Source organism: Sphaerisporangium sp. NBC_01403, from assembly GCF_045040145.1.
GTDB classification, from domain to species: domain Bacteria; phylum Actinomycetota; class Actinomycetes; order Streptosporangiales; family Streptosporangiaceae; genus Sphaerisporangium; species Sphaerisporangium viridialbum.
On sequence record NZ_CP109534.1, the window covers coordinates 4,634,417 to 4,658,618 of the forward strand.

Consider the following 24,202-nt stretch of genomic DNA (forward strand, 5'->3'; position numbering starts at 1 on the left):
CGCAGGCGAGCATTCAGATCGGCGCCGGCCGCACGGCTGGACCCTCTACAACGCCGACGGCATCGCCTTGGACGCCGATACAGCTCGGCTCACTTCTCCGGCACGCCCGTTTACGTCATCTCGGTCGGTGGTCTTAGCAAGTACTTTCAGCTGACGGGTACCAGCACCGTCTACTTCCCCACCGCGACGAAGTTCCGCGTCTATCCGCGGTACAGCGACGGCTCGGCCCTTGCGCCCGACGTCGCGGAGACCAGGGGGTGGTACGTCAACTGGTCGGCATCAAGACTCCACAAGTCCTGCCTTTGCCACGCCGCGAGCGACCCCGCTCACGCACTGTCAGTCGAGGTCGAGGTCGAGTTCGAGGTCGAGGTCGAGGTCGCGGAGCTCGGCGCGTGCGGAGATCCCGAGTTTGGGGAACGCCCGGTACAAGTGGGAGCCCACCGTTCGCGGGCTGAGGTGCATCCGGCTGCCGATCTCCCGGTTGCTCAGCCCCTCGGACGCGAGCCTGGCCACCTCCAGCTCCTGCGGGCTGAGCAGGGCGGCGACCGCCCGGCTCCTGTGGGGCACTGCGCCGCCGGCCGCGCGGAACTGGGCGACCGCGCGCCGTGCCCACGGTGCCGCTCCCACCGCGTCGAACGTCTCGCCCGCGGCCCTCAACAGCGGCTGGGCCTCCGTCCTGCGGTGGTTGCGGCGCAGCCACTCGCCGTAGAGGAGTTCGGTCCGCGCCCGGTCGAAGGGGCGCTGGTCGAGCCCGCCGCCCGCCAGCGCGCTCCGGTAGTGCGACTCGGCGTGGGAGTCGTCCGACAGAATCGCGCGGCAACGGTGCCTCCGGGCCAGGGCGGCGGGCCCGCCGACACCGCCGGTCCGAGGTTCCATGGCCGCGGCGACCCGCTGGGCCGGCTCCGGATGCCCCGCGCCCACGGCGGCCTCAACCAGGTCAGGGAGCATCGCGAAGGCGATGAAATCATTGGATCGAGGCGAATCCCGGTCGACCAGGCGCATCAGCTCCGCGAACGCCTCCCCTGACGCGCCCTCCCCCAGCGCCAGCAGACCCAGGGCGCCGGTCGCCATGGCCGCGGCCATGCGCTCCCGCAGCGGGAGCGCGATCTCCAGCGCCTGCCGGGCCTGCCGGCGGCATTCCGCGGCCTCGCCGCGCACGGCGGCGAACCGGGCCGACTGGGCGAGGAAGTTGGCCGTCCACCCCCGCTGTCCGGTCTCGTAGCTGAACCGCAGGCCCTCCTCGGCATGCGCGGCCCCCTCCGTCCAGCGCCCGAGCCGGAACTCGATGTCGGCGTGGTAGAACAGCACCTCGGTCAAGAGCGCGGGATAGCCCGCGGCGCGGAGCCTGCGGCCGGTGGCTTCGGCGAGCCGCAGTGCCTGATGGTCGTCGGGCCCCATCCAGCCGATCACGGTCGCCCACATCCAGTGCCGCTCACCGCCCTCGCCCTGGCCCTGGGCCAGGGCGCCCGGCAGTTCCCACAGCTCGGCCCCGGTGATGACGCCCTCGGGGCTTCCGAGGAGACCTTCGGCGGCGCGGAGCGTCGCCGGTGCGCAGTCCAGGTCGGTGATGCGCCGGGTCGCCAGCAGCGTCGCCTCCATGTCTCCGGAGTGCAACGCCGATCCTGCCGCGAGTGTGAGGGTCCAGGCGGCCTCCTCGGGTTCGGTGGACGCCATGAGCTCGGCGCACCGCATCAAGTGTGAGTAGGCGATCGCGGGGTCCCCGCTGTACAGCTCGATGGTCCCGTTGAGCTGGGCCAGTGTCACGGCGGGCACGGGCTCGGCCATGACCTGGTCGACGAGCGTCCGGGCCAGACCGGGCCGACCGGCGTCCAGCGACACGAACGCGGCGGTCACCGTTCTGCGGCGGCGGTCGGCGGGCGACTCGCTGAGCCGCGCGGCCTGCTGCAGGACGGAGATCGCCGCGGCCGCGCCGCCGCGCCGCCGCGCGGCGTCGGCGCTGCGTTCCAGCGCGCCGGCGATCTTCTCGTCCGGTGCGGTCGTGGCCACGGCGCGGTGCCAGGTCGCCTGGTCGTCCTCTCCGGCGGCGCTCAGGTACGCGGCGATGGCCAGGTGCGCGGCGCGGCGGCGGTCGAAAGGGGCGTCGGCGTAGACGGCGGAGCGGATCAGCGGATGCCGGAAGCGAAGCTCGGCCCCGGTGAGCCGCACCAACCCCGCCCGCTCGGCCGGGTCCAGAGCGTCGGCCGGCAGGCCCAGCCGCGCGACGGCCCCAAGGACGGTGCCGGCGTCCCCGGTCTCCTCGGCGGCCGCCACCAGCAGCGCCGCGCGGCCGTCCGCGGACAGGGCGTCGACCTGGCGCAGGAACGCCGCCCGGACGCGGGCGCTAACGGGCAGGGTTCCGGTCATCACGAGGTCGGGCATGGCCCGGTCGGATTCGTCGAGCCGGGCCAGCTCGATCAGCGCGAGCGGGTTGCCGCCGGTCGCCGCGACGAGGGCGTCACGTTGACGGGTGGGCAGCGTCCAGCCGTGCGCGTGGAGTAGCCGCGCGGCGTCCTCGGGCGGCAGTCCGTGCAGCACCAGTTCGGTCAGCCCGGCCGTGTTGACCGGGAGCGGTTCGGGTTCGCGCACTGTGAGCAGCATCGCGACGGGCTCGTCGGCCAGCCGGCGAGCGGCGAACAGCAGGGCGGAGGCGGAGGCGCGGTCCAGCCACTGCACGTCGTCGACCGTGACCAGCAAAGGGCGGTCCGCCGCCACTGCCGCGAGCAGAGTGAGCACCGCAGCCGAGACCAGGAAGTCCGAGGCCGCGGAGTCGGTGATGCCGAGCGCGCCGCGCAGCGCCTCGGCCTGGACGCCGGGCAGCGCGCCGAGGTGATCGAGCACCGGCCGCAGGAGCCCGAGCAGCCCGCTGAACGCATGCTCGACCTCGGATTCCACCCCGGCGCAGGCCAGCACCCGCATGGGTTCGGCGGCCGCCGCGGTCGCGACGGCATGGCGCAGCAGCGAACTCTTGCCGATCCCCGCTTCGCCGCGCAGGATCAGCACCCCACTGCGTCCGCCCCGAGCGTCGGCGAGCAACCGGGCGATGGCCTCTTGTTCCCGGTGCCGGCCGTGCATCACGTGCGAGTCCCGGTTCTCCGCCGGCGGCGTCCCGGGTGACTGCAGTCGGTTCGACTCTGGCCCCAGACCCGCGTCCCCACAAGGCTGGCGGCGATGGGCGGGCAAGGCGCGCCGGCCCCGACGACGATGAGGAGACCTTCTGTGGCCACGACGCTGGGGGCACCGGGCCCGGTACCCGACGAGGACGGAGCAGGGCCGCCATCTCCACGCCCGATGGCGAGGAGGCGGCGCCAGCTCGGCTGGATCATTCCGCTGTTCATCGTGATGCTCGCCTTCGTGGTGTACTCCGTGCCGCCGTACCTCACCTTCGACCCGGCGCGATCACGGGTTGAAGTGTCCGATTCTCCCCCATTCTTCTATCCCTTGCTCGTGGCGCACATCATCTTCGGCATGGTGGCCCTGCTGACGGGGTGCTTCCAGGTGTGGCCGTGGTTCCGCCGCTCGTATCCCAAGGCGCACCGCTGGATGGGGCGGGCGTACTTCTTCGGCGGGGTGTTTCCCGCCGGCATCGCCGTTCTCGGGGTCGCCCCATTCGGCCACACGGGGTTCGGGGGAAACGCCGGGAACACCATGCTCGGCGTGGTGTGGCTGATTACCGGTTTCGCCGGGTGGCGGATGGCGCGGCAGCGGCGGTTCCCCGAGCACCGCAGGTGGATGATCCGCAGTTTCGCGCTCACCACGTCGATCGTCGTGAGCCGTCTGTGGGCCGGTGTGCTGCTCGCCGTGCAGCTTCCGCGGCTCGACACCGCCTACGGCGGCGACGAGCAGGCGATGATCATAGCGATCGGAGCCGCCGGCGTATGGCTCAGCTGGGTCGTCAACCTGGTGATCGCCGAATGGTGGCTGGAGTACACCGACCATACCGGCAAGCCCAAGTCCCGCAGGCGCCCGCGGGGACGCGTCGCGTCCCCGCCGATGTCCGCTTCTGATCCCCTACGTCGGTGAGCTTCTCTTCCTTCCGTTCAACCGGTTCGATACGGGAAAGCGGTTACGGCTCTACGGACTGCATGAACAATGGAGGTCATGAAGAATATCGCCGCTGCTCTTGTTTCGCTCGCGGTGCATGCGCTCACCGTCATGTTCATCGTATTGGGCGTTTCTATCGTCTACAGAAGTCCGGGGTTCCTGCTCGCCTGGTTGGTCGGCGGCCTGCTCGTCGCGATCGGCGCGCTGCTGTTTCCCCGGCCACGCCGGCTGCCCGCCGATGCCGAGGTGCTGGCACGCTCTTCAGCCCCGGAGATGTACGGTGCCGCGCGGCGCGTGGCCGAGGCCGTCGGCGCGCGGCCACCGGCGGCAGTGGCGGTCAGGGACCTTGAGGTGGCCAGCGAATACGTCGAAGTGGGCTGGCGGCGCAGGCCCGTCCTCGTCGTCGGACTGCCCCTCTGGCTGGTGCTGTCAGCGAGGCAGCGGGTGGTGCTGCTGGCCCGCACCTATACCAGCAAGAAGGATCACGGCCTCCTGGTGAGTGGAGCGCTGTGGACTCTGGCGCAGTGGCGTGAGTCGTTGACGAGCGGTGGGGCGTTGGAGCAGCGGGAGGAGGCGCACAATCGCATCGTGATGTCCCTGGGCGCGGAAGCGCCGTCTGGGACCTACCAGGCCGCCGGCACCCTCGGCCAGGTGGTCGGCTATGTGCTGGGCTGGCCGGCGCTGCTGCTGGAACGGGCGCTGCTCTGGCTCACCCGTTCGCATGACGGCCAGGCGCTCCGGCGAAGGCCGGCGCCGATCGACGGTGTCGCCACGGAGGCGGAGGTGACCCGGTTGACCGAACTGATCGAAGGGCGGCGTTTCCTGGCACCCGTGCAGGCGGCGGCACTGCGGGGGGCGACCATATCCGAGATCCAATCGACGCTGGCCGGTTCGGATCACCTGGACGAGAGCGCCGCCACCACCCCTCGCGGTGAGCGTCTGCTGGACCTCTCGTCATCAGCGGCCGTCGACGAGGAACTGTCCCCTCACTTCTCCCGGGCGATACGCGGCTTCGGCCTGATCTCCTGATACCGCTGCCGCCTCCCTTTCGCCGTCGCCGCGCCGGACACACGGGCACCGCATCGGACGGAGAGGGGAGGCGACCTCGCGAAGGTACGTGTCAGGGAGCGCCGCCAGGGCACCTGATCCATGCCTAGTCACTACAGGTAGCAGAATGATTGCATAGTGCTAGTGATGGGAGTGTCATCCACGCCTATGAAACCGCCGGCCGGGGGCGGCAGAGCCGGCGTTCGGCAAGGATGCGCTCGACGGCATCCGGGTCGTCTGGAGTGATCGTAGGGCGTACATGGTGTCCGATGTCGATCACGAGCGCCATGTTCTTCTTGGGCCGCTGCGAATCGAAGTTCCACCAGTGGAGGAAGTCACCCGAGCCCCAGATTCTCCACCTCCGCACCCTGTTCGCTCCGGTCAGGGGAAGTCTCATGACGCCTCTGATCGAGGTGTAGGAGATCTGCTTTGTCCCCCATGGGTAGTAGCGGCGGATGGTAAGGCCCTGATCGTCGCAGCGGATCCCGCCGTCGTCATAAGGGGTCGTGCTCTCGCGGCTCATCTGCACTCCTGGTCTTCACTGCGGGCCGATCGCCCGTATCTGTGTGTGCGTCAGCGGACCCGCATCCTTACGCCGCCCGAACAGCCAGTAGGCGGCCGAGCCGAGGGTGTTCAAAGCGCTGGCCATCCGCCAGACCCTCTTGTCGCCGCGCACCTGCCCGGCCGTCCCGGACCGCAGGTCCCGCCACGTGAGTGCCACGGCCGTCACATGAACCACCGCGACGGCCCCGAATGCCCGCCTCTCCGGCTTGTCTCCTGCGATCACGGCTCCTCCGCTCGACCGGCTCGGCCGCTCCATCTCGGGGATGGGTCCCTCATCGCCATCAGGGCCGGAGGGGCTTCGCGAAGCAGCGGCTGCGGGGCTCGAAGCGGTAGTGGCCGAACTTGGCGCAGGGTTCGTAGCCGTCGGAGGTGTACAGCGCTATCGCCTCAGGCTGCACGATGCCGGTCTCCAGAACCATCCGCGTACGCCCCGCCGCGCGGGCGTCGTCCTCAAGAGCGGTCAGGATGCGGCGTGCGAGGCCTTGGCGACGAGCCTCCTCGACCACGAACATCCGCTTGAGCTCGGCGTCGCCGTCCGAATAGCCCATCTCATCCGCCTCCTGGGCGCGCCAGCCACCGGTGGCCAGCGGGGTGCCGTTCTCGTCGTACGCGATGAGGTACAGGCCGTGGGGCGGCTCGAACATGGCCGGTTCCAACGGGGTCACGTCGCCTTCGCTGTCATACCGCTCGGCGTACTCACGCTGTACCAGGTCGTTGAGCTTGACCGCGTCCGGATGACCGAACGAGACACGGCGAAGTTCCATGTGAGTACGTCCTTCTCTGCGACAGTGCCCTGCGGTGACGACGACGTCCCGCGCTCACGGCGTCCAAGCCCGCCCGCGCGGCCTGGCGGCGGACTGCCGCGGTCCGTCGTCGGCATGGGACTGTACCTCGACACGCCGCCTCGCCCGCGTGTGGGGCGCGGCAGGCCCCGGGGCCTATGTCGGCTCCGTCCGGGCGAACCGGTCGTGCCCGAGCACGCGCAGCAGCGCGAGGTGGTCGGCGCTGGACGTGCCGGGCGGTGGGGTGAAGACCACCAGGTACTGGTCTTCGGAGGGCGTGAGCAGGGTCTCGCAGTCGAGTTCGATCGGGCCGGTCTCGGGGTGCAAGACCCGCATGCGGCTGCTTCGCCGTACGGCGACCTCGTGGCGGTCCCACAGCGAGGTGAACTCCTCGCTGGCCGCGCGCAGGCGCCTGACCAGGCCGGTGGCCGCCGCGTCGCCGCCTCTGCGGCCGAACGCCGCGCGCAGGTCGGCGACGTGGACGCGGCTGTAGTGGTCCTGCTCGCCTGCCGGGTAGGCGCGGCGCACGACGGGGTCGGTGAACCACCGCCACACGATGTTGCGATCGGGTTCGCTGACCGTGCAGACACAGCCGAACAGGGCCTCGGCGAGGAGGTTCTGCGCGAGCAGGTCCCCGAGGTCGTTCAGGATCTGCGCCGGGGTGTCCGCGAGCCGGTCCAGCAGGTAGAGCAGGCCGGGCCGTACGTGGTTGCCGGCCTGGCGGCCCTCGGGCGGCCGGTGACCGGCGAGAAGGTAGAGATGGTCGCGCTCGTCCTCGTTCAGCCGGAGGGCACGGGCGAGCGAGGCGAGCAACTGAACCGACGGCTGCGGGCTGCGGGCCTGCTCCAGCCGCATGTAGTAGTCGGCCGACATCCCGGCGAGCTGGGAGACCTCCTCACGGCGCAGCCCGGGAGTGCGGCGGCGGGGCCCCGAGAGCAGCCCGGCTTCCTGGGGCCGAAGCCGCTCCCGGGACCGGCGGAGGAAGTCTGCTAGCTCACGGCGATCCATCTCCATACCGACAATCATCACGAATCACCACGGGCGTAACCACGGACCAGCGGTCCTAGGGAAAGCGGTCCGCTCCTCGTCCGGGCTCGGCGGTGGAAGCCTCCTGATCACCGAGTCACCGCCACTAAGCGAGAGGAACGCGCCATGCCCACCGTGTCCCTGGGGAGCGCCCGCCTGCCGTACGAGACGAAGGGGTCAGGGCCGGGCCTGCTGCTGGTGCACGGCACCGGCCCGGGCGCCGACATCACCTGGGGTGGGATCGCGGAGCGGTTCGCCGGCCGTCGCACCGTCATCACCCCCGATCTGTCGGGAAGCGACCATGCCGTCGACGGCGGGGAGGAGCTCACCGTCGAGCTGCTCGCCGGCCAGGTCGAGGCGGTGATCCATGACGCCGGTGCCGAGCCGGTGGACCTCGTCGGGTTCTCCCTCGGGGCCCCCGTGGCCGCGGCCGTCGCGGCCACCCGGCCCGAGCTGGTGCGGCGCCTGGTCCTGGTCGCGGGCTGGAGCGGCCCGGACGACGAGTACATGCGTAACCTCATGACCGTGTGGCGGCGCGTAGCCGGCGACGCGGACGCGTTCGGCCGGTTCGCCACGCTCACCGGGTTCAGCCGGGCGTTCCTCAACGCCCTGGGAGCCGAAGAGGTCGAGAAGCTCGTCCCGAACCTGCGTCCGACCCCGGAACGGCTGCGGCAGATCGACCTCAACCTGCGGATCGACATCCGCCGCCTGCTGCCCGGGATCCAGGCGGAGACCCTGGTCATCGGCTGCTCCCAGGACCACACGATCCCGGTGGAGAACGCGAGGGCCCTGCACGCCGGCATCCCGGGAAGCGACTACGCCGAGATCGACAGCGGCCACGTGGTGCTCTTCGAGCGCCCCGCCGAGTTCGCCGACCTGGTCCGCGCCTTCCTGGACCGTCCCGGCCACCGGAAGTCCTGACACCCCCTTCTCGGCGACAGCCGGGAACTCCGCTTACGGCCCGGCGATGAAGTGCAGGATCACGTTGTGGACGTGCTGGCTCTTCTGCTCGCCTCGGAACTCGACCTCGTAGACGTGAGTGCCCACGTTGATCGCGATCGAGCCCGAAGAGAAGAAGGACCCCGCCAGCGACTTGTTGCTCACCACGCTGACGCTGGTGATCTTCGAGTACGGGATGCTCGTGATCGCGATCTTCTTGCCGATGAAGGACTTGTCCTGGATGATCACCCGGCGGTCGGTGAGGCCCAGGAAGCCGGTTCCCGCGCCGATCGCGTCATAGACGGCGATGATCTGCTCGCCTTGCATGAGGCCGCTCTGGATCTGCTGGAGCTGTTCCGGCCTGTCGTACGGGACAGTCTGGCTCACGTACGCTCCTCGTTTCGCGCTCGGTCCGGCACTGGTCAGGGTCGATTCTCATCGACGGAGCTCACGAACCGATCTCGGAGCGCGAACGGCCCAGGGACGTGCGCCGCATAGCCGCATCGTCGACCTGATCGCGCCAAGCTCCCGTCTTGAAACCCTTGCCGATCTCATCTAGGTTAATTTCAACATCCGTTGAATTACCTTCCGGGAAGTCCGAGGTGCCTGTGGAGCCTGCGATCGAGGTTCGAGATCTCATCGTCGAGCGTGGCAAGCGCCGCGTTCTGCACGGTCTGAGCTGCTCCATTCCGCGCGGTAGCGTCACCGGCCTGCTCGGCCCGAGCGGCAGCGGAAAGACCACCCTCATGCGCGCCATCGTCGGCGTCCAGGTGGTGAAGGCCGGGACGGTGACCGTGCTCGGCGTCCCGGCCGGCTCCGCCCTGCTGCGTACCAAGATCGGCTATGTCACCCAGGCGCCGAGCGTCTATGCCGACCTGACGGTGAGGGAGAATGCCCGGTACTTCGCGTCGCTCTACAAGGGCTTCACAGCGGCCGACGCGGACGCCGCCGTCACCGACGTCGGGCTCGGAGATGCCGCCGGTCAGCTCGTCGGCGATCTGTCCGGCGGGCAGCGCGCCCGGGCGTCACTGGCCTGTGCCCTGGTCGGCCGGCCCGAGGTCCTGGTCCTTGATGAGCCGACGGTCGGGCAGGATCCGGTCCTGCGCGACGACCTGTGGCGGCGGTTCCGTGCGATGGCCGCAGCGGGCACCACCGTCCTCGTGTCGAGCCACGTGATGGACGAGGCCGGCCGTTGCGACCGGCTGCTTCTCATCCGGGATGGAGAGCTCATCGCGGACGACACGCCGGAAGCGGTACGGGCCGGGACAGGGACTCCGGACCTTGAGGCGGCATTCCTCCACCTGATCCGCGCCAAGCAGGGGATTTCATGAACCTTCGCATCCTGACCGGTACGGCCGGACGGATCCTCCGCCAGTTACGCCACGACAAGCGCACCGTGGCGCTCCTCCTCATCGCGCCCATCCTGCTGCTGACGCTGATCTACTACATGTTCGACGACGTGCCCGGCGTCTTCGATCACATCGGCTTGATAATGCTCGGCGTCTTCCCCTTCACGATCATGTTCCTCATCACCAGCATCGCGATGCTGCGCGAGCGCACGAGCGGAACGTTGGAGCGGCTGCTCACCACGCCGATGGGGAAACTGGATCTCCTGTTCGCGTACGGGCTCGCGTTCGGTGCCGCCGCCGCCGTCCAGGCCTCGGTGGCCTCGGCGGTCGCCTACTGGCTACTGGACCTCGACACCCCCGGCGGCGTGGGCCTGGTGATCCTCATCGCGATCGCCAACGCGGTGCTGGGCGTCGCGCTGGGCCTGCTGTGCAGCGCGTTCTCCCGCACCGAGTTCCAGGCCGTCCAGTTCATGCCGGTGGTGGTGATCCCGCAGATCCTGCTCTGCGGCCTCTTCGTCTCCAGGGCCCAGATGGCCGGCTGGTTGCGGGCGATCAGCGACGTGCTGCCGATGACGTACGCCGTGGAGGCCCTTCAGGAGGTCGGCGCGCATACCGAGGCCACCGGCACCCTGTGGCGCGATTTCGGCGTCATCGTGGGCTGCGTCATGGTGACCCTGACCCTCGCCGCGGCGACCCTGCGGCGGCGCACCACCTAGGACTGTGGGAGGGGCCGCTCCGGGCGGTCCTCACGGACCGTCGTCACGCCGCTTAGAGAGGCCAGCGCCGTGCTCCCCGAGCGGGATCCGAGCACCACGACGACACGGTCGTGGGGCAGTTCCTGGACGAGCACCGCGCCGGGGATCTCGGCCAGCCGGGCGCGGAACTCCTCGACGGGCACCGAGATGCCCACGATGTACGAGGCCTTCACCCGCGTGGGGATCTCGGCGCCGGGCCGGCGGGCAGGGCGGGACCAGCCATGGGGTGCAGGCCGCGACCAGCGGGTAGACGGGTCATCTGTGCAGGTAGTCGACGAGGGCGGCCTTCTCGGTCTCCAGCTCCTCGATGGCGCTCTTGACCACGTCTCCGATGCTGACGATGCCCGCCAGCCGTCCTTCGCTCAGCACGGGTAGGTGCCGGATGCGATGGTCGGTCATGGTCTTGCGGAGGTCGTCGACGTCGGCGTCGAGCTCGCACGTCCGTACGGCGGTGGTCATGATCGAGGACACCGGCTCGTCGAGCACGCTCCTGCCCCGCAGGTGCAGCTGCCGCACCACGTCCCGCTCGGACGCGATGCCGACGATGGTCATGCCGTCCTCCGACACCACGACGGCGCCGATGTTGTGGTCGGACAGAGCTGCCAGCAGCTCGGTGACCGTGGCCTGCGGCGCCACGGTGGCGACCGTGGTCCCCTTGTGTCGCAGGATCGCGCTGATGAGCATCGACACCACCTCGTCAACCTCGGAGAGGCCCGGCTAGGGTACCTGTGGCTTCCCCACCTGACGTCATCGTTAATCGCGTGTGGCGGTAAAGGACCCGGGTGATCCAATGGGCTCCGGATCCCGGCACGGCGGGGCCAGTCAGTAGCATGTCACGCGCCACCTCTCTCCACGGGGATCTCCGATGACCGATCAGCTGAACACCGGCAGCCATGACCTGCCCATTTCCGACGCCCTCGCGGAGTTCATGACGCGCGACTGGGACGACACGAGCCGTCCCGGCCTCGCGCCCGTGCCGCTGGCCGCCTGCACCGCCAAGCGCCGCGCCGCGCTCGCGCGGCGGTTCCCCGGCGAGCGGCTGGTCATCCCCGCAGGGACGCTCAAGGCGCGCAGCAACGACGACGACTACCGCTTCCGCGCGCACAGCGCGTTCGCGTACCTCACCGGAAGCCAGGAGCCGGACGACGTGCTGGTCATCGCGCCCTCGGGCGTGGCCACGCTGTTCACCCGCCCGCGCTCCCAAAGGTCCGCCGAGGGCACCGCGGGGCAGGAGTTCTACCGCGACCGCAGGTACGGCGAGTTCTGGGTCGGCGCTCGGCCCACCCTGGACGAGGCTGAGGCCCTCTTCCAGATCGAGTGCGCGCCCATCGACCGCCTCCCCGAGGCGCTCACCGGCCCGGCGCGCGTGCTGCGCGGCGTGGACGCCTCGGTGGACGCGCGGGTGGCGCCGCACGAGGGCGACGGCGAGCTCGCCTCGTTCCTGTCGGAGATGCGGCTGATCAAGGACGAGTGGGAGATCGCCGAGCTGCAGCACGCGGTGGACGCGACGGGGCGCGGCTTCGAGGACGTCGTACGCGCGCTGCCGCAGGCCCTCGCCCACTTCCGCGGTGAGCGGTACGTCGAGGGCGTCTTCGGGCTGAGGGCCCGGCTGGAGGGGAACGCGACCGGCTACGGCACGATCGCCGCGTCCGGCACGCACGCCTGCGTGCTCCACTGGATCCGCAACGACGGCCGCCTCGACCGCGACGAGCTGCTGCTGCTCGACGCGGGCGTGGAGACCGACAACCTCTACACCGCCGACGTCACGCGCACCCTCCCGATATCGGGCCGGTTCAGCCCGATCCAGCGGCAGGTCTACGAGCTGGTGTACGAGGCGCAGACGGCGGCCATGGCCGTCCTGCGGCCGGGTGCCAGGTTCCGCGACTTCCACCGGGCGGCGATGGGGGTCATCGCCGAGGGCCTTCGCGAGTGGGGCGTGCTGAAGTCCGTTGACGACGACCTCCACCGCAGGTACACCCTGTGCAGCAGCGGCCACATGCTGGGCCTCGACGTGCACGACTGCGCCAGCGCCCGCGCGTCGGTCTACCTGGACGGCGTGCTTGCGGCCGGCCAGGTGCTGACCGTCGAGCCCGGCCTGTACCTCCAGCCGGACGACCTGACCCTTCCGCCGGAGTTCCGCGGCATCGGGGTGCGCATCGAGGACGACCTGGTGATCACCGAGGACGGCGCCCGGCTCATGTCCTCCGGCCTGCCCCGCCACCCCGACGAGATCGAGACCTGGATGGGCACGCTCCTGAGCTGACGCCCGCGCGGAGCCCGCCGAGGTTCACGCGGACCCGAGGTTCGCATGGTCGGCGGCGACCGCCGAGGTACTTCGGGGCTTACTCGTCTAGTCGGCCCCGGAGCTCTCCGGGTCCGGGTGGCCGCCGGAGGAGGTGTCGCCCGAGCGCGCCCGCCTGGCCGCGTGACCGGGAGTGGGGTCCAGGAACACGTGGGTGATCTCCGGGAAGCGCTCGGCGAGCCGGTGCTCGATCTGGTCCGCCGCCTCCTCCAGCCGGTCCCCCGTGCACTCGTCCACGAAGTCGATCTTCGCGGCCACCAGCACCTCGTTGGGCCCGAGCATCATGGTCAGCAGCTCCACGACGTCGCTGACCTCCTCCTGCGACATCAGCTCCTTGAGGATCTCGCGCTGCAGCGACGGCGGGGCCGCCTGGCCGATCAGCAGGGAGGCGTTCGCCCTGATCAGGTGCAGTGCCACGCCGAGCAGCAACAGGCCGATCACCACGGAGGCCACGCCGTCCCACACGGGCGAGCCGGTGAGCTGGAAGCCGAGCAGGCCGAGCGCCGCGACGACGATGCCCACCAGGGCCGCCGAGTCCTCGAACACCACCGCCTTGACCGCGGTGTCGGAGGTGTGCGCGACGTACCGCTGGGGGCTGACGCTCCAGCGCCTGGCCGCGCCGCGTACCTGATGGACGGCCCTTACGAACGAGATGCCCTCCAGCACGAAGGACACCGCGAGGACGATGTAGGAGATGGAGAGGTCTCCCAGCTCCTCCCCGTGCCAGATCGTCTGCACCCCGTGGGTGATCGAGAACCCGGCCCCGATCACCAGCGTCGCGCCCGCCGCCATGAGCGCCCAGAAGAACCCCGCCTTGCCGTAGCCGAAGGGGTGCAGGCGGTCGGCGGGATGCTCGCCCCGCCGTACGGCGATCAGCAGGAGGACCTCGGTCACCGTGTCGGCGGCGGAGTGCGCCGCCTCGGAGAGCATCGCCGAGGAACCGCTGAGGAGCCCGGCCACCAGCTTGGCCACCGCGATCGCGAGGTTGACCCCGGCCGCCACCAGTACGGTGCGGAAGCTCTCGCTGCCTTCGCCCGACTCCGCCTTGTCGCTCATCTCGCCCGTCCTTCCCCGGACCGCCGCTTACTATCGGTTGTAGCCGGGAAAGTTTGATCCTTGGACAGATCACAGTAATAACCGCATTCGGCCAGGCTCATGCGCCTGGTTCGCGGCTGAGAGAGATAGATTCACCACCATGAGCACGGCGGAATCCGAAGACCTCGACCCCAACTGGCTGAGCAGCGGCGAGCAACGAGCCTGGCGTGCCCATCTGTCCGCGCACAAGCTCCTCGAACACCGGCTCGACCGCGAGCTCCAGGAGTTCGGGCTGTCGGTGAACGACTACGAGATCCTCGTGAACCTCTCCGAGAACCCCGGTCACCGCATGCGCATGAGCGACCTGGCCGAGGCGACGATCCAGTCCAGGAGCCGCCTGTCCCACCAGATCGCCCGCATGGAGGCCGCTTCCCTGGTCCGCCGCGAGAGCTGCCCGGACGATCGGCGGGGCACGTTCGCGGTGCTGACCGAGCACGGCTGGGACACCATCCAGCGGGTCGCGCCCATGCACGTCGCCAACGTCCGCTACCACTTCATCGACCGCCTGGCCCCTGAGCTGATCGAGGCCCTGGAAGCCGCCTACGCCCCCGTCGTGTCGCACCTGCTGCGGCTGCGGGCCGAGGAGCGCGCCTAGCGTCCGTCCCCGCCGGTGGCTCCGGCGGGGACGGACGGCCGTGCTCACACCACGGCGCCCGATCCTTCACGGCGCTGGGGCGCGCGCCGCTCGGCGGGCTGGGGAGGCGGTCGGTCGCTGAACCTCTCCAGCTCGATCGCGGCCGGCCCCGCCACGAACGCGGAGGACAGCGTGCCGGTCACGATGCCGATGAGCAGCGCGATCGCGAAGTCCCGCAGCGAGTCCCCGCCGAACACCGCCAGCGCCATGAGGATGAACAGCGCCCCGATGCCGGTGTTCACCGTGCGCGGCACGGTCTGCAGGATCGCGTCGTTCACCACGCCGGCGAACCGCGCCGTGCGCCGCCCCGCCCACAGTTCGCGTACCCGGTCGAAGACGACGACCTTGTCGTTCACCGAGTAGCCGATGATGGTGAGCATCGCGGCCAGGAAGACGCCGTCGACCGGCTTGCCGAGCCAGGCGAACGCGCCGAGGACGACGGCCCCGTCCACGACGAGCGCCAGCACGGCCGCCGCCCCGAACGTCCACCTGAACCGCACCGCCAGGTACAGCAACTGGGCCACCAGCGCCACGCCGAGGGCGATGAGCGCGTTTCGCCGCAGTTCCTCGCCGAGGCTCGGGCCGATCAGCTCGTCACGCCGCTTGGTCACCTCTCCGGCCTTCGCCTCGATCGCGCTCTCGATGCGGGCCACGTCCTCGGTGCCGATCTGCCCGGTGCGTACGGAGATCGCGTCGCCGGACGTCTGCACGACCGCCGACGGGAACCCCGCGTCCCGCACCGCCTGCCTGGCGACGTCCGGGCTGACCTGCCCGGTCGTGGCGTACTCCACGATCCGCCCGCCGGTGAACTCGACGCCGAAGTTCAGCCCCCGGGCCACCAGCCCGGCGGACGCAGCCACGAGCACCACGCCCGCCACGGCCAGCGAGAGCCGCCCGCCCGCCATCAGATCCGGCTTCCGCCTGGCCAGCCAGGGCCTGAGCCGCCCCGTCGAGCCGAGGCCGGAGAGGCGGGGGCCGATCCTGCCGATGACCATCTGGGTGAGGGCGCGTGTGATGATCATCGCCGAGATCAGCGAGGCGAGCACGCCGATGGCCAGCGTCACGCCGAAGCCCTTGACCGGTCCCGAGGCCAGCCAGATCAGCAGGCCGGCGGCCAGCAGGGTGGTGATGTTGGAGTCGGCGATCGCGCTCCAGGCGTTCTTGAAACCGCGGTCGAGGGCGTACCTCAGGCCCCGCCCCGGCGCCTGGGCGTACTCCTCCCTGGCCCGCTCGAACACCAGCACGTTGGCGTCCACGGCCATGCCGATGGCGAGGACGAACCCCGCCAGGCCGGGCAGCGTCAGCGTGGCACCGAGCGCCACCAGCGCGGCGTACGAGATGAGGCCGTACGCGCCCAGGGCGATCGCGGCGAGCAGGCCCACCAGCCGGTAGACCACCACGATGAACAGGGCGGTGAGTGCCACGCCGACGATCCCGGCCTTGGCGCTGGCCTCGATCGCCTCGGCGCCGAGCGTCGGGCCGACCGTGCGCTGCTCGACGAGTTCCAGCGGCACGGGCAGCGCGCCGCCCTTGATGAGCACGGCCAGATCCCGTGCCTCCTCGTGCGTGAAGGAACCGGTGATCTGGGTGGAACCGCCTGGGATACCCGTTCGGCAGGGTACGGACGGGTCCACCTGGGGCGAGGAAATGATCTTGTCGTCCAGCACGATCGCGACCCGGCGCCGGGGGTCGCCGACCGGCTCGCAGGCCGCCGCCCCCGTCAGCCGCTGCCAGGAACCGGCGTCACGGAACTCGACGGTGACGAACCAGCCCAGCCCCTGCTGCGGGTCGCTACGCGCGGCCGCGTCCTGCACGCCCTCGCCGCTGACGGCGGGCGGGCCGAGCCTGAGCCGCTGCCCGGCCTCATCCGCCTTGACAACGGAATCCCCCGCCTCGGAACCGTCTGGCTCGGCGGTGGGATCGCCGGCCTCGGCCACGCCGAGCACCGGGTGGAACATGAGCTGCGCGGTCTTGCCGATCACCTCGGCGGCCTGGCGGGGGTCGAGCACGCCGGGCAGCTCGGCGATGATCCTCTTCTCTCCGGACCGCACCAGGGTGGGGTCGACGACGCCGAGCGCGTCCGCCCGGCGCCGGAGCACATCGACGGCACGGTCCGCGGCGGCGGCGTCCGCCTTGACCGTCGGGGAGTCCTTCGTCTCGAAGACGAGCTGGGTACCGCCGCGCAGGTCCAGACCGAGGCGCGGGGCCATGGTCAGGAGCGGCACCAGCGATATCGCGATGACGGCGAGCGCCATCACCGCACGCCACTTGGGCGCACGTGACATGGGAAGCCTCCACAGGCTTGTCGAAATGGGGGATGTGTCAGAGCGCTGTGGAGGGTGGCGCCCGGGCCGGGCACACCGTGAGGCTCGGCTGCGCGGGCGCTTCAAGGCGAGCCACCGCGGCCGTTGCCGCGTGAGGTCGCCCGTGGTACGGCGAGGCGGCGGGGACCGCGGCCAGACCCCCGTGCGGGGCCTGCCCACCGGCTCCCAGCCGGAACCCGGGCCCGGTGCCGACGGGAAGGAACCGCTCGTCCTCGGGGACCTGACGAATCTTCGAGATCGCCGGCCGCGTCGCGCCCCCGGAAACCGCGCCCGAGGAACGCGCGGGAACCGTGAGGTGTGCGGGGACGCTGGGCTGGGGGTTCGCGGAAGCGGCGACAGGGTGATGCGCGGGAGCCGCGAGGGTGGCCGCCGGGGCCCCGCCGACGACCAGGAAGATCGAGAACAGCAGGAGGAGCAACGCGGCAGGCGATCTGGTCCGCACGACCCCTCCTCTCCCGGGTTGGGCTTCACCGTACCCGGTACGGCCATGGCCCGCGCCGCACCGGACCCGGGCACGCCCGGTCAAGGGGTCACCGGGCCGCGGAGCAGACATGTGCTCTTTTCGCCGGGCTGGGCTATGGTCGGCAGCATGGCGACCTGGGGGCGAAGCGCGCACGGGTCCACCGCCTTCACATCGGTGGTGGGCCTGCTTCTGCTCGCCCTGACACTGGTCGCCCTCACCCCGGCCTGGTACGAGAACGGCCCTGGTGAGCAGTCTTCCGGCGTGGCCACCGACGTGTGGGCGCCCACGGGCTGGATCGTGGAGACGTCGACCACGCCGCCGATGTCCTCTCCCGGCCAGGAGCACCCGCCGGCCCACTGGCTCCGCCACTCGCCGGCGCCCGAGATGGCCGCGCCGGCGCCGGTCCTCGTCTCCACGTGGCCCGATCCCGATGCGATCCGCAGTCCCCAGCAGACCGCTCATCGCACCGCGGGCTCCCGCAGCCCGCCCCAGGCCTAGCCGGAGCCGGTTCTCCCGCTGACGTGCCGCGATGCGCACGGCGTACCTGGTCACCCGACCGCGTAGCCCGATCCACACGCGTGTCGTCCACCACGCCCTGTGCTCGCGGCCTCTTCCGCCTGCGCCCGGGGGGCGGCGGGCCAGGAAGGCCGCATCCAGCCCTGAGCCGCCAGGTCCCGGATTCCGGCTCACCGTGAACCACAGGTCCACTGGTCTGAACCAACACGTTTCCGAACGCATCTGAACAGTCAGGTCCGCTGATCTCAACCGACGCGTCCGAACTGTCAGCCGCGCTCACCTGAACCGGGATCCGCTCACCGCGCGATCCTCGGGACCGGTGGGACCTGCGCGGTATCCGGCTCCTTCAACGTCCGATCGGGCCCGCGTATCACGCGAGGTCCGTACCCCTCCGTACCCGACTCGCGCCGTGCCGCGCCCGGGGGCCGCCTCAGGCCCCGGGCGGGCGGGCGTCGCCCATCCGTCAAGTGAGGAGTCATGCCGTCATGGCCGAGATCAAGTCCGTGCACAGCCTCATGGAGGATTACCAGCGGCACGTCACGCGGCTGGAGGAGCTCCGCCTGCTGCTGGAGGAACGGCTCGTCGTGGCCAGAGCCGAGCTGCGACGGCTCACCGAGCAGGAGCCCGGGCACGACGGAGCCGCCGCCCCGGGCTCCGAAGGCGCACCCAACGGCGCAGGAAACGCCCTGAGCTACTCCAGGAGGAGCCTTGGCGGCTCCGGGACGGCGCCGGGCGACCATGGCGGCTCCGGGAGCGGTGTGGGCGGGCCCCTCCGGCAGGTGCGTCTGCACGTCATCGAGATCGAGTCCGCCATCGAGCGGATGGACCGCGGGCTCTATGGCACCTGCAAGCAGTGTGGAGCGTTCATCCCGCTGAAGGAGTTGCTGCGCGCTCCGCACCAGCAGAGGTGCGCCGCCTGCGGCGAGGCCGAACACGCTCGGTCGACGGCATGAGGGCCGCCGGCGGTCGCGCGAGCACCGGTCGTCTCGCCGCTCTCGACCTGGGCACCTCCCGCACCCGGACCCTGCTGTCCGGCGACGCCGTGATCGTGGACCAGCCGTCCGCCGTACTGGCCGGCATGGCCAGAGAGAACCCCGACGGCGCGGTCTCGCTGCTCGCGGACATGCTGTGGCCGGTCAGGCACGGAATGGTCAAGGACGGGGCGGCGTGCTCGCGATTGGCCCGCAGGGTGCTGAGCACCAGGGCGCCGTACGACGCCTGGCCGCTGGAGCGCGTCGTGCTCGGGGTTCCTGTGACGGCCTCGGCGCTCGATCGCATGGTCGCGCGTACGGCCGTGAGCACGGCGGCGGGATGCCCGGTCGTGATCGTCGAGGAACCTCTCGCCGCCGCCATCGGCTGCGGGCTCGACGTCACCGACCCGCGCCCCCGGCTGCTGCTCGACGTCGGCGGGGGAATCATCGAGGCGGTCCTCATCCGGCAGGGCGAGATCTCCGACGCCGGGGCCGTGCAGGCCACCGCCGTCCCCGAGCCCGACGACCCGGCGCACGGTGCCGAACCAGCGCACCACGACGGGCCGGCGCACCACGACGGACCGGCACACCACGACGGACCGGCACACCACGACGGACCGGCACACTACGACGGATCGGCGCAGCACGGCCAACAGGCGGACGGCGACGAACCGGCGCACGTCCGTGAACGGGTCACGGCGATGGTCGCCGAGCTTCTCGCGCGGCTTCCACCGCATCTGAGGAGAAGCGCGAGGGAGGGAGGCCTCCTCCTCACGGGTGGCGGGGCGAACCGGCCGAAGCTGGCCAGTCATCTCTGTGCGGAGCTTCGCATCGCCGTCAGCACGGCGCCCGAGCCCGCGCACGCGACCGTCAGAGGACTGGCCCGCCTGTGTCTGCCATCTCTCTCCGCCTTGATCGCCGGGCAGATGCGATGAGGGCCTCAGGAATGGTGATCGTCCGCGGGTGCTCGCCCGCCACGGGCGAATACGCGCACGAAGGCTTCCCTAAGCAGTACGACCTTCTCGAAAGGGGTCCGGAACCATGACGACCAACGGGGAGATGACCCGGCTCAGTGCAGTGCAGATGCGTGTCCTCAGGGAGGAGATGGAGTCGCAGCTGGTGTGGCGGACCACCCAGCTGAGCGATCTGAAGGCCTCGATCGAAAACGGCGACGTGCAGGACGCGCGGCAGGAGGTGCTCGCCGACATCGCCGCCACCGGCCGCGTCATCGCGGAGATCCGGCACGGCCTCGGCAGGGTGGACGACGGAACCTACGGCCGGTGCGCCGGCTGCGGCTCGGGCATCCCGTTCGACCGGTTGAAGATCAGGCCGCTCAGCCGCTACTGCATGGCCTGCCAGCTGCGGCACGAGTCCCGCTGACCGCCTCGGACTCGAACTCCGGCCGAAGCATCCCCCAATGCCCCTGGCTCGCCCGCCCGCCGCACCACAGCGGGCGGACGAGCCAGGGGCGACCCCAAACCGATACCCGCGAAAAGTGCTGTCGTACGGCCGGCGATCGCTAGCATCCGGGCTGTGTCGAAAAGGTCGCTCATCCATTGGTCGCCCGGTCTCCGCGTGCCCGGTGCTCGCGCGCCGCGGATCCTGGCGCTGCTCCTTGCCTCGTTGTGCCTGGTCGCCGCGTGCACCTCGTCCCCGAGTGCCGCCGCCTTGCCCAGCGGGCAGGAGCTCGTGAAGAAGTCCTCGGAGGCGATGCGGTCGGTCAGGACCGTCGCCTTCACGATCGCGACCGAGGGGAAGCCTCCCGTCCCGGTCAAGCACGCCGAGGGCTCGCTGACCAAGGAAGGCGACGCCAAGGGCACGCTCCAGATCGACGTGCTCGGCAACCTCCAGGAGCTCAACTTCGTCCTGACGGGCGACACCGTGTACTTCAAGGGCCCCACCGGCGGATATCAGACGATGACCCGCAAGGAGCTGGCCGGCATCTACGACCCGTCGGCCATCCTCAACCCCGACAAGGGGGTGGCGCATCTGCTCGCCACCGCGTCCGACCCGAGGACCGAGGCCGAGGAGCAGGTCGGCGGCGTGGACGCTTACCGCGTCGCGGTGGCCCTGTCGCAGCAGGTCATCACCGCGCTGGTGCCCGGCGTGAACCAGGGGGTGAACGGGCAGGTGTGGATCGACAAGGCCACGAACCGCCTGCTCAAGGCCGGCCTGCCCATAGGCGGCGGCGCCAACGCGGGCACGGTCGTCGTCACCTTCGGCGACTACGACGCCCCCGTCACGATCACCGCCCCGCCGAAGTAGCCCGATGATCAACGAGCCGGTGAGGTGACCCTGTGACCAGCCCCTCCAATCCCGTCGCCGGCGCCGCCTCCGCGGAGACGCCCGTACCCGGGCCGGGCGGCACCCGTCGCGTGGCGCTGGGGGTCGGGGGCACCGCGGTGCTGCTGGCCGCGCTGGACGCCTACGTCGTCGTCACCGTCCTGATCGACATCGCCAAGGACGTGGGGGTGCCGCTCAACCACCTCGAACGTGCCACGCCGGTCGTCACGGGGTTCCTGCTCGGATACATCGCGGCGATGCCCCTGCTCGGGCAGCTCTCCGACCGGTACGGGCGCCGACCGCTGATCCACGCCTGCCTGGCCGGGTTCGCGGCGGGCTCCGCGGTGACGGCGCTCGCGGGGTCGATCCCGATGCTGACGGCCGGCCGTACGCTCCAGGGGATCGCCGGCGGAGCGCTGCTGCCGATCACGATGGCCCTGGTCGGCGACCTGTGGGACGAGCACGCCCGCCCGGTGGCCCTCGGAGCGGTGGGCGCCGCGCAGGAGCTGGGAAGCGTTCTCGGCCCGCTGTACGGCGCCGGGCTGGCGGCCCTGGTCGGATGGCGCGGGATCTTCTGGGTGAACCTCCCCCTCGCGCTCCTCGCGGCGATCGCCGTACACCGCACGGTGCCCCGGCCGCGGCCCAAGAGCGGGCCTCGGGCGCGCATCGACGTCGTGGGCGGCCTGCTGCTCGCGCTGGCGCTGGGCCTGCTCGTCGCCGGGCTCTACAACCCCGAGCCTGACAAGGCGGTGCTGCCTTCGTGGGGCGTGCCGGCCATCGCCGCCGGGGTGGTCGCCGCGGTCCTGTTCGTCGGGTGGGAGCTCCGCTCGGAGACCAGGCTCGTGGACATGTCGGGGGTGCTGAAGGGCCCGTTCTTCGCCTCGCTCGCCGCGAGCTTCCTCACCGGCGCCGCGCTGCTGGTCACGCTGGTGGACGTGCAGCTCACGGCGCAGACGCTGCTCGGCGAGGACACCGTGGGCGGGGCGCTGGTGCTGTCGAGGTTCCTGGTGGCGCTGGCCGTCGCGGCCTTCGCCGGGGGCGTGCTGGCCCGCCGGTACGGCGAGCGCGTCGTCGCCGTGGCGGGGCTGGCGGTGGCCTGCGCCGGTTACGCACTGATCTCCCGGTGGCCCGTCGGCCTGGCCGCCGCTGAGTATCCCCTCGGGCTCCCCCGGGTGGACGTCGACCTCGTCATCGCGGGTCTCGGGCTCGGCGCGGTGATCGCGCCGATCTCCTCGGCGGTGCTCCGGGTGACGCCCGCGGGACGGCACGGGGTGGCCTCGGCCTCGGTCGTGGTGGCCCGCATGATGGGCATGCTGCTCGGCGTCGCGGCGCTCTCCGCCTGGGGCTTCCACCGGTTCCAGTCGCTGACCGCGCACCTGGACACCCCGCTGCCGTTCGGCGTCGAGCCCGCGGAGTACGCCCGGCGCCTCGCGGCGTACACCGCCAAGGTCAGCGAGGCCCTGCACACGGAGTACACCGAGATCTTCCTGCTGACGGCGGTCCTCTGCGGCATCGGCGCGATCGTGGCCCTCGCCCTGCCCCGCCGCTCGGCGTAGTCCCGGGCGAGAACGGCGACGGGACCCCACGAAGGCCATGGGGTCCCGTCAGCGCAGGGGGGTTACTTCTTCTTCGGGGCGCCGCGCTTCTCGCGGATGCGCATGGTCACCTCGACCGGGGAGCCGGCGAAGCCGAACTCCTCGCGGAGGCGGCGCTCGATGAAGCGGCGGTAGGTCTCCTCCAGGAAGCCCGAGGTGAACAGCACGAACTTCGGCGGCTCGATCGACGCCTGGGTGGCGAAGAGGATCTTCGGCTGCTTGCCGCTGCGGACCGGCGGGGGCGTGGCCGCCACGAGCTCCGCCAGGAAGGTGTTCAACCGGCCCGTGGACACGCGGGTGCTCCAGGAGTCCAGGGCGCGCTCGATCGCCGGGACGAGCCGCTCGACGTGGCGCCCGGTCTTGGCGGAGATGTTGACGCGCAGGGCCCACGGGACGCGGACGAGCTGGCGGTCGATCTCCCTCTCCAGGTAGTAGCGCCGGTCCTCGTCGACGAGGTCCCACTTGTTGAACGCCACCACCATCGCACGGCCCGACTCGATCACCATGCTGATGATGCGCAGATCCTGCTCGGTGAGCACGTCGGAGGCGTCGATGAGCACCACGGCGACCTCGGACCGCTCCAGGGCGGCCTTGGTGCGCATGCCCGCGTAGAAGTCGGCACCCTGCAGCTCTCGCTCGCGGCGCCTGATGCCCGCGGTGTCGACGAAGCGCCAGGGCTTGCCGCCGAGCTGGATCAGCTCGTCGACGGGGTCACGGGTGGTGCCGGCCATCGGGTCGACCAGCACGCGCTCCTCGCCCGCCAGCTTGTTGAGCAGGGAGGACTTGCCGACGTTGGGCTTGCCGACCAGGGCGATGCGGCGGGGACCGCGCTCGGCGCCGAAGCGCTGCGGCGGCGCTTCCGGCATGGCGTTCAGCAGGATGTCGAGCAGGTCGCCACTGGAACGGCCGTGCAGGGCCGAGACCGGCTGCGGCTCGCCGAGCCCGAGCGACCACAGCGAGGTGGCCTCCAGCTCCATGCGCTGGTCGTCGACCTTGTTGGCGGCCAGCACGAGGGGCTTGCCCGAGCGCCGGAGCACCGCGGCCACCGTCTCGTCGGCGTCGGTGACCCCGACCGTCGCGTCCACGACGAAAAGGATCACGTCGGCCAGCTCGACCGCGATCTGCGCCTGCTCGGCGATGCGCAGCGCCATGCCGGTGGCGTCGGGATCCCACCCGCCGGTGTCGACCAGGGTGAACCTGCGGCCTCGCCACGTGCCCTCGTAGGTCACGCGGTCGCGGGTCACGCCCGGGACATCCTCCACCACCGCCTCGCGGCGGCCGATGATGCGGTTGACCAGCGTGGACTTGCCCACGTTGGGACGCCCGACCACGGCCACCACCGGGAGGGGACCGGAATCCGGCTCCTCCTCGGTCGGAACGCCGTCGTCCTCGAATTCCGCGATATGGGCCTCGATCCAGCCGCCCTCGTCGCCGTACTCCCCCGTCACGTCACGTCCGTTTCCATTTGTGCTCACTCATCTCCAGCGGCTCGACGGGGCGGGGCGTCTTACGCCCG

General features: G+C 70.9%; 25 protein-coding genes. 13 read left to right on the forward strand and 12 right to left on the reverse strand.

Translation table 11 applies throughout. The features are described 5' to 3' along the window. Window positions 1–336: 336 nt before the first annotated feature. Entirely contained in the window at window positions 337–3,072 is a 2,736-nt protein-coding gene (locus OG589_RS20860) for an AAA family ATPase (RefSeq protein WP_405152084.1), read from the reverse strand. 144 nt (window positions 3,073–3,216) lie between these two features. On the opposite strand from OG589_RS20860, the gene OG589_RS20865 reads away from it, so the two are divergent. Both OG589_RS20865 and OG589_RS20870 read left to right on the forward strand, forming a co-directional pair. Further along, entirely contained in the window at window positions 3,217–4,020 is an 804-nt protein-coding gene (locus OG589_RS20865) for a DUF2306 domain-containing protein (protein ID WP_405151465.1), read from the forward strand. 78 nt (window positions 4,021–4,098) lie between these two features. Further along, window positions 4,099–5,070, forward strand: a complete 972-nt coding sequence (locus OG589_RS20870; protein WP_405151467.1) for a M48 family metallopeptidase — start codon at window positions 4,099–4,101, stop codon at window positions 5,068–5,070. Window positions 5,071–5,254: 184 nt separating this feature from the next. On the opposite strand, the gene OG589_RS20875 is transcribed toward OG589_RS20870, so the two are convergent. The 4 genes from OG589_RS20875 to OG589_RS20890 form a co-directional block, all read right to left on the reverse strand. Next, window positions 5,255–5,611, reverse strand: a complete 357-nt coding sequence (locus OG589_RS20875) for a hypothetical protein (RefSeq protein WP_405151469.1) — start codon at window positions 5,609–5,611, stop codon at window positions 5,255–5,257. Between the two features lie 15 nt (window positions 5,612–5,626). Beyond that, a complete protein-coding gene (locus OG589_RS20880) occupies window positions 5,627–5,875 on the reverse strand; it encodes a hypothetical protein (RefSeq protein WP_405151470.1) in 249 nt (82 codons plus the stop codon). A gap of 58 nt (window positions 5,876–5,933) precedes the next feature. After that, window positions 5,934–6,416, reverse strand: a complete 483-nt coding sequence (locus OG589_RS20885; RefSeq protein ID WP_405151472.1) for a GNAT family N-acetyltransferase — start codon at window positions 6,414–6,416, stop codon at window positions 5,934–5,936. A 174-nt stretch (window positions 6,417–6,590) separates the two neighbouring features. Further along, window positions 6,591–7,448, reverse strand: coding sequence for a helix-turn-helix transcriptional regulator (locus OG589_RS20890; RefSeq protein WP_405151474.1), 858 nt, complete (start codon window positions 7,446–7,448; stop codon window positions 6,591–6,593). 138 nt (window positions 7,449–7,586) lie between these two features. Here OG589_RS20890 and OG589_RS20895 point away from each other — a divergent pair, with 138 nt between their 5' ends. Beyond that, entirely contained in the window at window positions 7,587–8,381 is a 795-nt protein-coding gene (locus OG589_RS20895) for an alpha/beta fold hydrolase (protein ID WP_405151476.1), read from the forward strand. Between the two features lie 33 nt (window positions 8,382–8,414). Here the strand turns inward: OG589_RS20895 and OG589_RS20900 are convergent, their stop codons facing one another. Next, a complete protein-coding gene (locus OG589_RS20900) occupies window positions 8,415–8,786 on the reverse strand; it encodes a PH domain-containing protein (protein WP_405151477.1) in 372 nt (123 codons plus the stop codon). Window positions 8,787–8,932: 146 nt separating this feature from the next. Here OG589_RS20900 and OG589_RS20905 point away from each other — a divergent pair, with 146 nt between their 5' ends. Together OG589_RS20905 and OG589_RS20910 are read left to right on the forward strand one after the other, a co-directional pair. Beyond that, a complete protein-coding gene (locus OG589_RS20905; protein WP_405151479.1) occupies window positions 8,933–9,730 on the forward strand; it encodes an ABC transporter ATP-binding protein in 798 nt (265 codons plus the stop codon). Continuing rightward, a complete protein-coding gene (locus tag OG589_RS20910) occupies window positions 9,727–10,464 on the forward strand; it encodes an ABC transporter permease (RefSeq protein ID WP_405151481.1) in 738 nt (245 codons plus the stop codon). The genes OG589_RS20905 and OG589_RS20910 overlap by 4 nt, the downstream gene beginning before the upstream one ends. On the opposite strand, the gene OG589_RS20915 is transcribed toward OG589_RS20910, so the two are convergent. Further along, window positions 10,461–10,676, reverse strand: a complete 216-nt coding sequence (locus tag OG589_RS20915) for a hypothetical protein (protein ID WP_405151482.1) — start codon at window positions 10,674–10,676, stop codon at window positions 10,461–10,463. The two genes, OG589_RS20910 and OG589_RS20915, sit on opposite strands and share 4 nt — an antisense overlap. An 82-nt stretch (window positions 10,677–10,758) precedes the next feature. Next, the gene (locus OG589_RS20920) at window positions 10,759–11,187 is read right to left on the reverse strand and encodes a CBS domain-containing protein (RefSeq protein WP_405151483.1); all 429 of its coding nucleotides are present in this window, start codon (window positions 11,185–11,187) and stop codon (window positions 10,759–10,761) included. 181 nt (window positions 11,188–11,368) lie between these two features. Between OG589_RS20920 and OG589_RS20925 the strand changes: the two genes are divergently transcribed. Next, entirely contained in the window at window positions 11,369–12,766 is a 1,398-nt protein-coding gene (locus tag OG589_RS20925) for an aminopeptidase P family protein (RefSeq protein ID WP_405151485.1), read from the forward strand. Between the two features lie 87 nt (window positions 12,767–12,853). Here the strand turns inward: OG589_RS20925 and OG589_RS20930 are convergent, their stop codons facing one another. Next, window positions 12,854–13,861, reverse strand: a complete 1,008-nt coding sequence (locus OG589_RS20930; RefSeq protein ID WP_405151487.1) for a cation diffusion facilitator family transporter — start codon at window positions 13,859–13,861, stop codon at window positions 12,854–12,856. Between the two features lie 139 nt (window positions 13,862–14,000). Here OG589_RS20930 and OG589_RS20935 point away from each other — a divergent pair, with 139 nt between their 5' ends. Then, on the forward strand, window positions 14,001–14,495 hold the full coding sequence (locus OG589_RS20935; RefSeq protein WP_405151489.1) for a MarR family winged helix-turn-helix transcriptional regulator: 495 nt from the start codon (window positions 14,001–14,003) through the stop codon (window positions 14,493–14,495). 44 nt (window positions 14,496–14,539) lie between these two features. Here the strand turns inward: OG589_RS20935 and secD are convergent, their stop codons facing one another. Continuing rightward, window positions 14,540–16,819: a protein translocase subunit SecD gene (secD, locus tag OG589_RS20940; protein WP_405151491.1), complete on the reverse strand. Its 2,280-nt coding sequence runs from the start codon at window positions 16,817–16,819 to the stop codon at window positions 14,540–14,542. Window positions 16,820–16,856: 37 nt separating this feature from the next. Beyond that, complete coding sequence (locus tag OG589_RS20945) at window positions 16,857–17,300, reverse strand: hypothetical protein (protein ID WP_405151492.1); 444 nt, start codon at window positions 17,298–17,300, stop codon at window positions 16,857–16,859. A 147-nt stretch (window positions 17,301–17,447) separates the two neighbouring features. Between OG589_RS20945 and OG589_RS20950 the strand changes: the two genes are divergently transcribed. The 6 genes from OG589_RS20950 (at window position 17,448) to OG589_RS20975 (ending at window position 22,647) form a co-directional block, all read left to right on the forward strand. Further along, on the forward strand, window positions 17,448–17,819 hold the full coding sequence (locus tag OG589_RS20950; RefSeq protein ID WP_405151494.1) for a hypothetical protein: 372 nt from the start codon (window positions 17,448–17,450) through the stop codon (window positions 17,817–17,819). Between the two features lie 503 nt (window positions 17,820–18,322). Beyond that, on the forward strand, window positions 18,323–18,790 hold the full coding sequence (locus OG589_RS20955; protein ID WP_405151496.1) for a TraR/DksA family transcriptional regulator: 468 nt from the start codon (window positions 18,323–18,325) through the stop codon (window positions 18,788–18,790). Then, window positions 18,787–19,743, forward strand: coding sequence for a rod shape-determining protein (locus OG589_RS20960; protein ID WP_405151497.1), 957 nt, complete (start codon window positions 18,787–18,789; stop codon window positions 19,741–19,743). Before OG589_RS20955 ends, OG589_RS20960 begins: the two co-directional genes overlap by 4 nt. 106 nt (window positions 19,744–19,849) lie before the next feature. Further along, a complete protein-coding gene (locus OG589_RS20965) occupies window positions 19,850–20,188 on the forward strand; it encodes a TraR/DksA family transcriptional regulator (RefSeq protein ID WP_405151499.1) in 339 nt (112 codons plus the stop codon). 153 nt (window positions 20,189–20,341) lie between these two features. Beyond that, a complete protein-coding gene (locus OG589_RS20970) occupies window positions 20,342–21,073 on the forward strand; it encodes an LppX_LprAFG lipoprotein (protein ID WP_405151501.1) in 732 nt (243 codons plus the stop codon). A gap of 32 nt (window positions 21,074–21,105) precedes the next feature. After that, on the forward strand, window positions 21,106–22,647 hold the full coding sequence (locus tag OG589_RS20975) for an MFS transporter (RefSeq protein ID WP_405151502.1): 1,542 nt from the start codon (window positions 21,106–21,108) through the stop codon (window positions 22,645–22,647). Window positions 22,648–22,709: 62 nt separating this feature from the next. Here the strand turns inward: OG589_RS20975 and der are convergent, their stop codons facing one another. Further along, the gene (gene der / locus OG589_RS20980) at window positions 22,710–24,161 is read right to left on the reverse strand and encodes a ribosome biogenesis GTPase Der (RefSeq protein ID WP_405151503.1); all 1,452 of its coding nucleotides are present in this window, start codon (window positions 24,159–24,161) and stop codon (window positions 22,710–22,712) included. Window positions 24,162–24,202 lie beyond the last annotated feature (41 nt).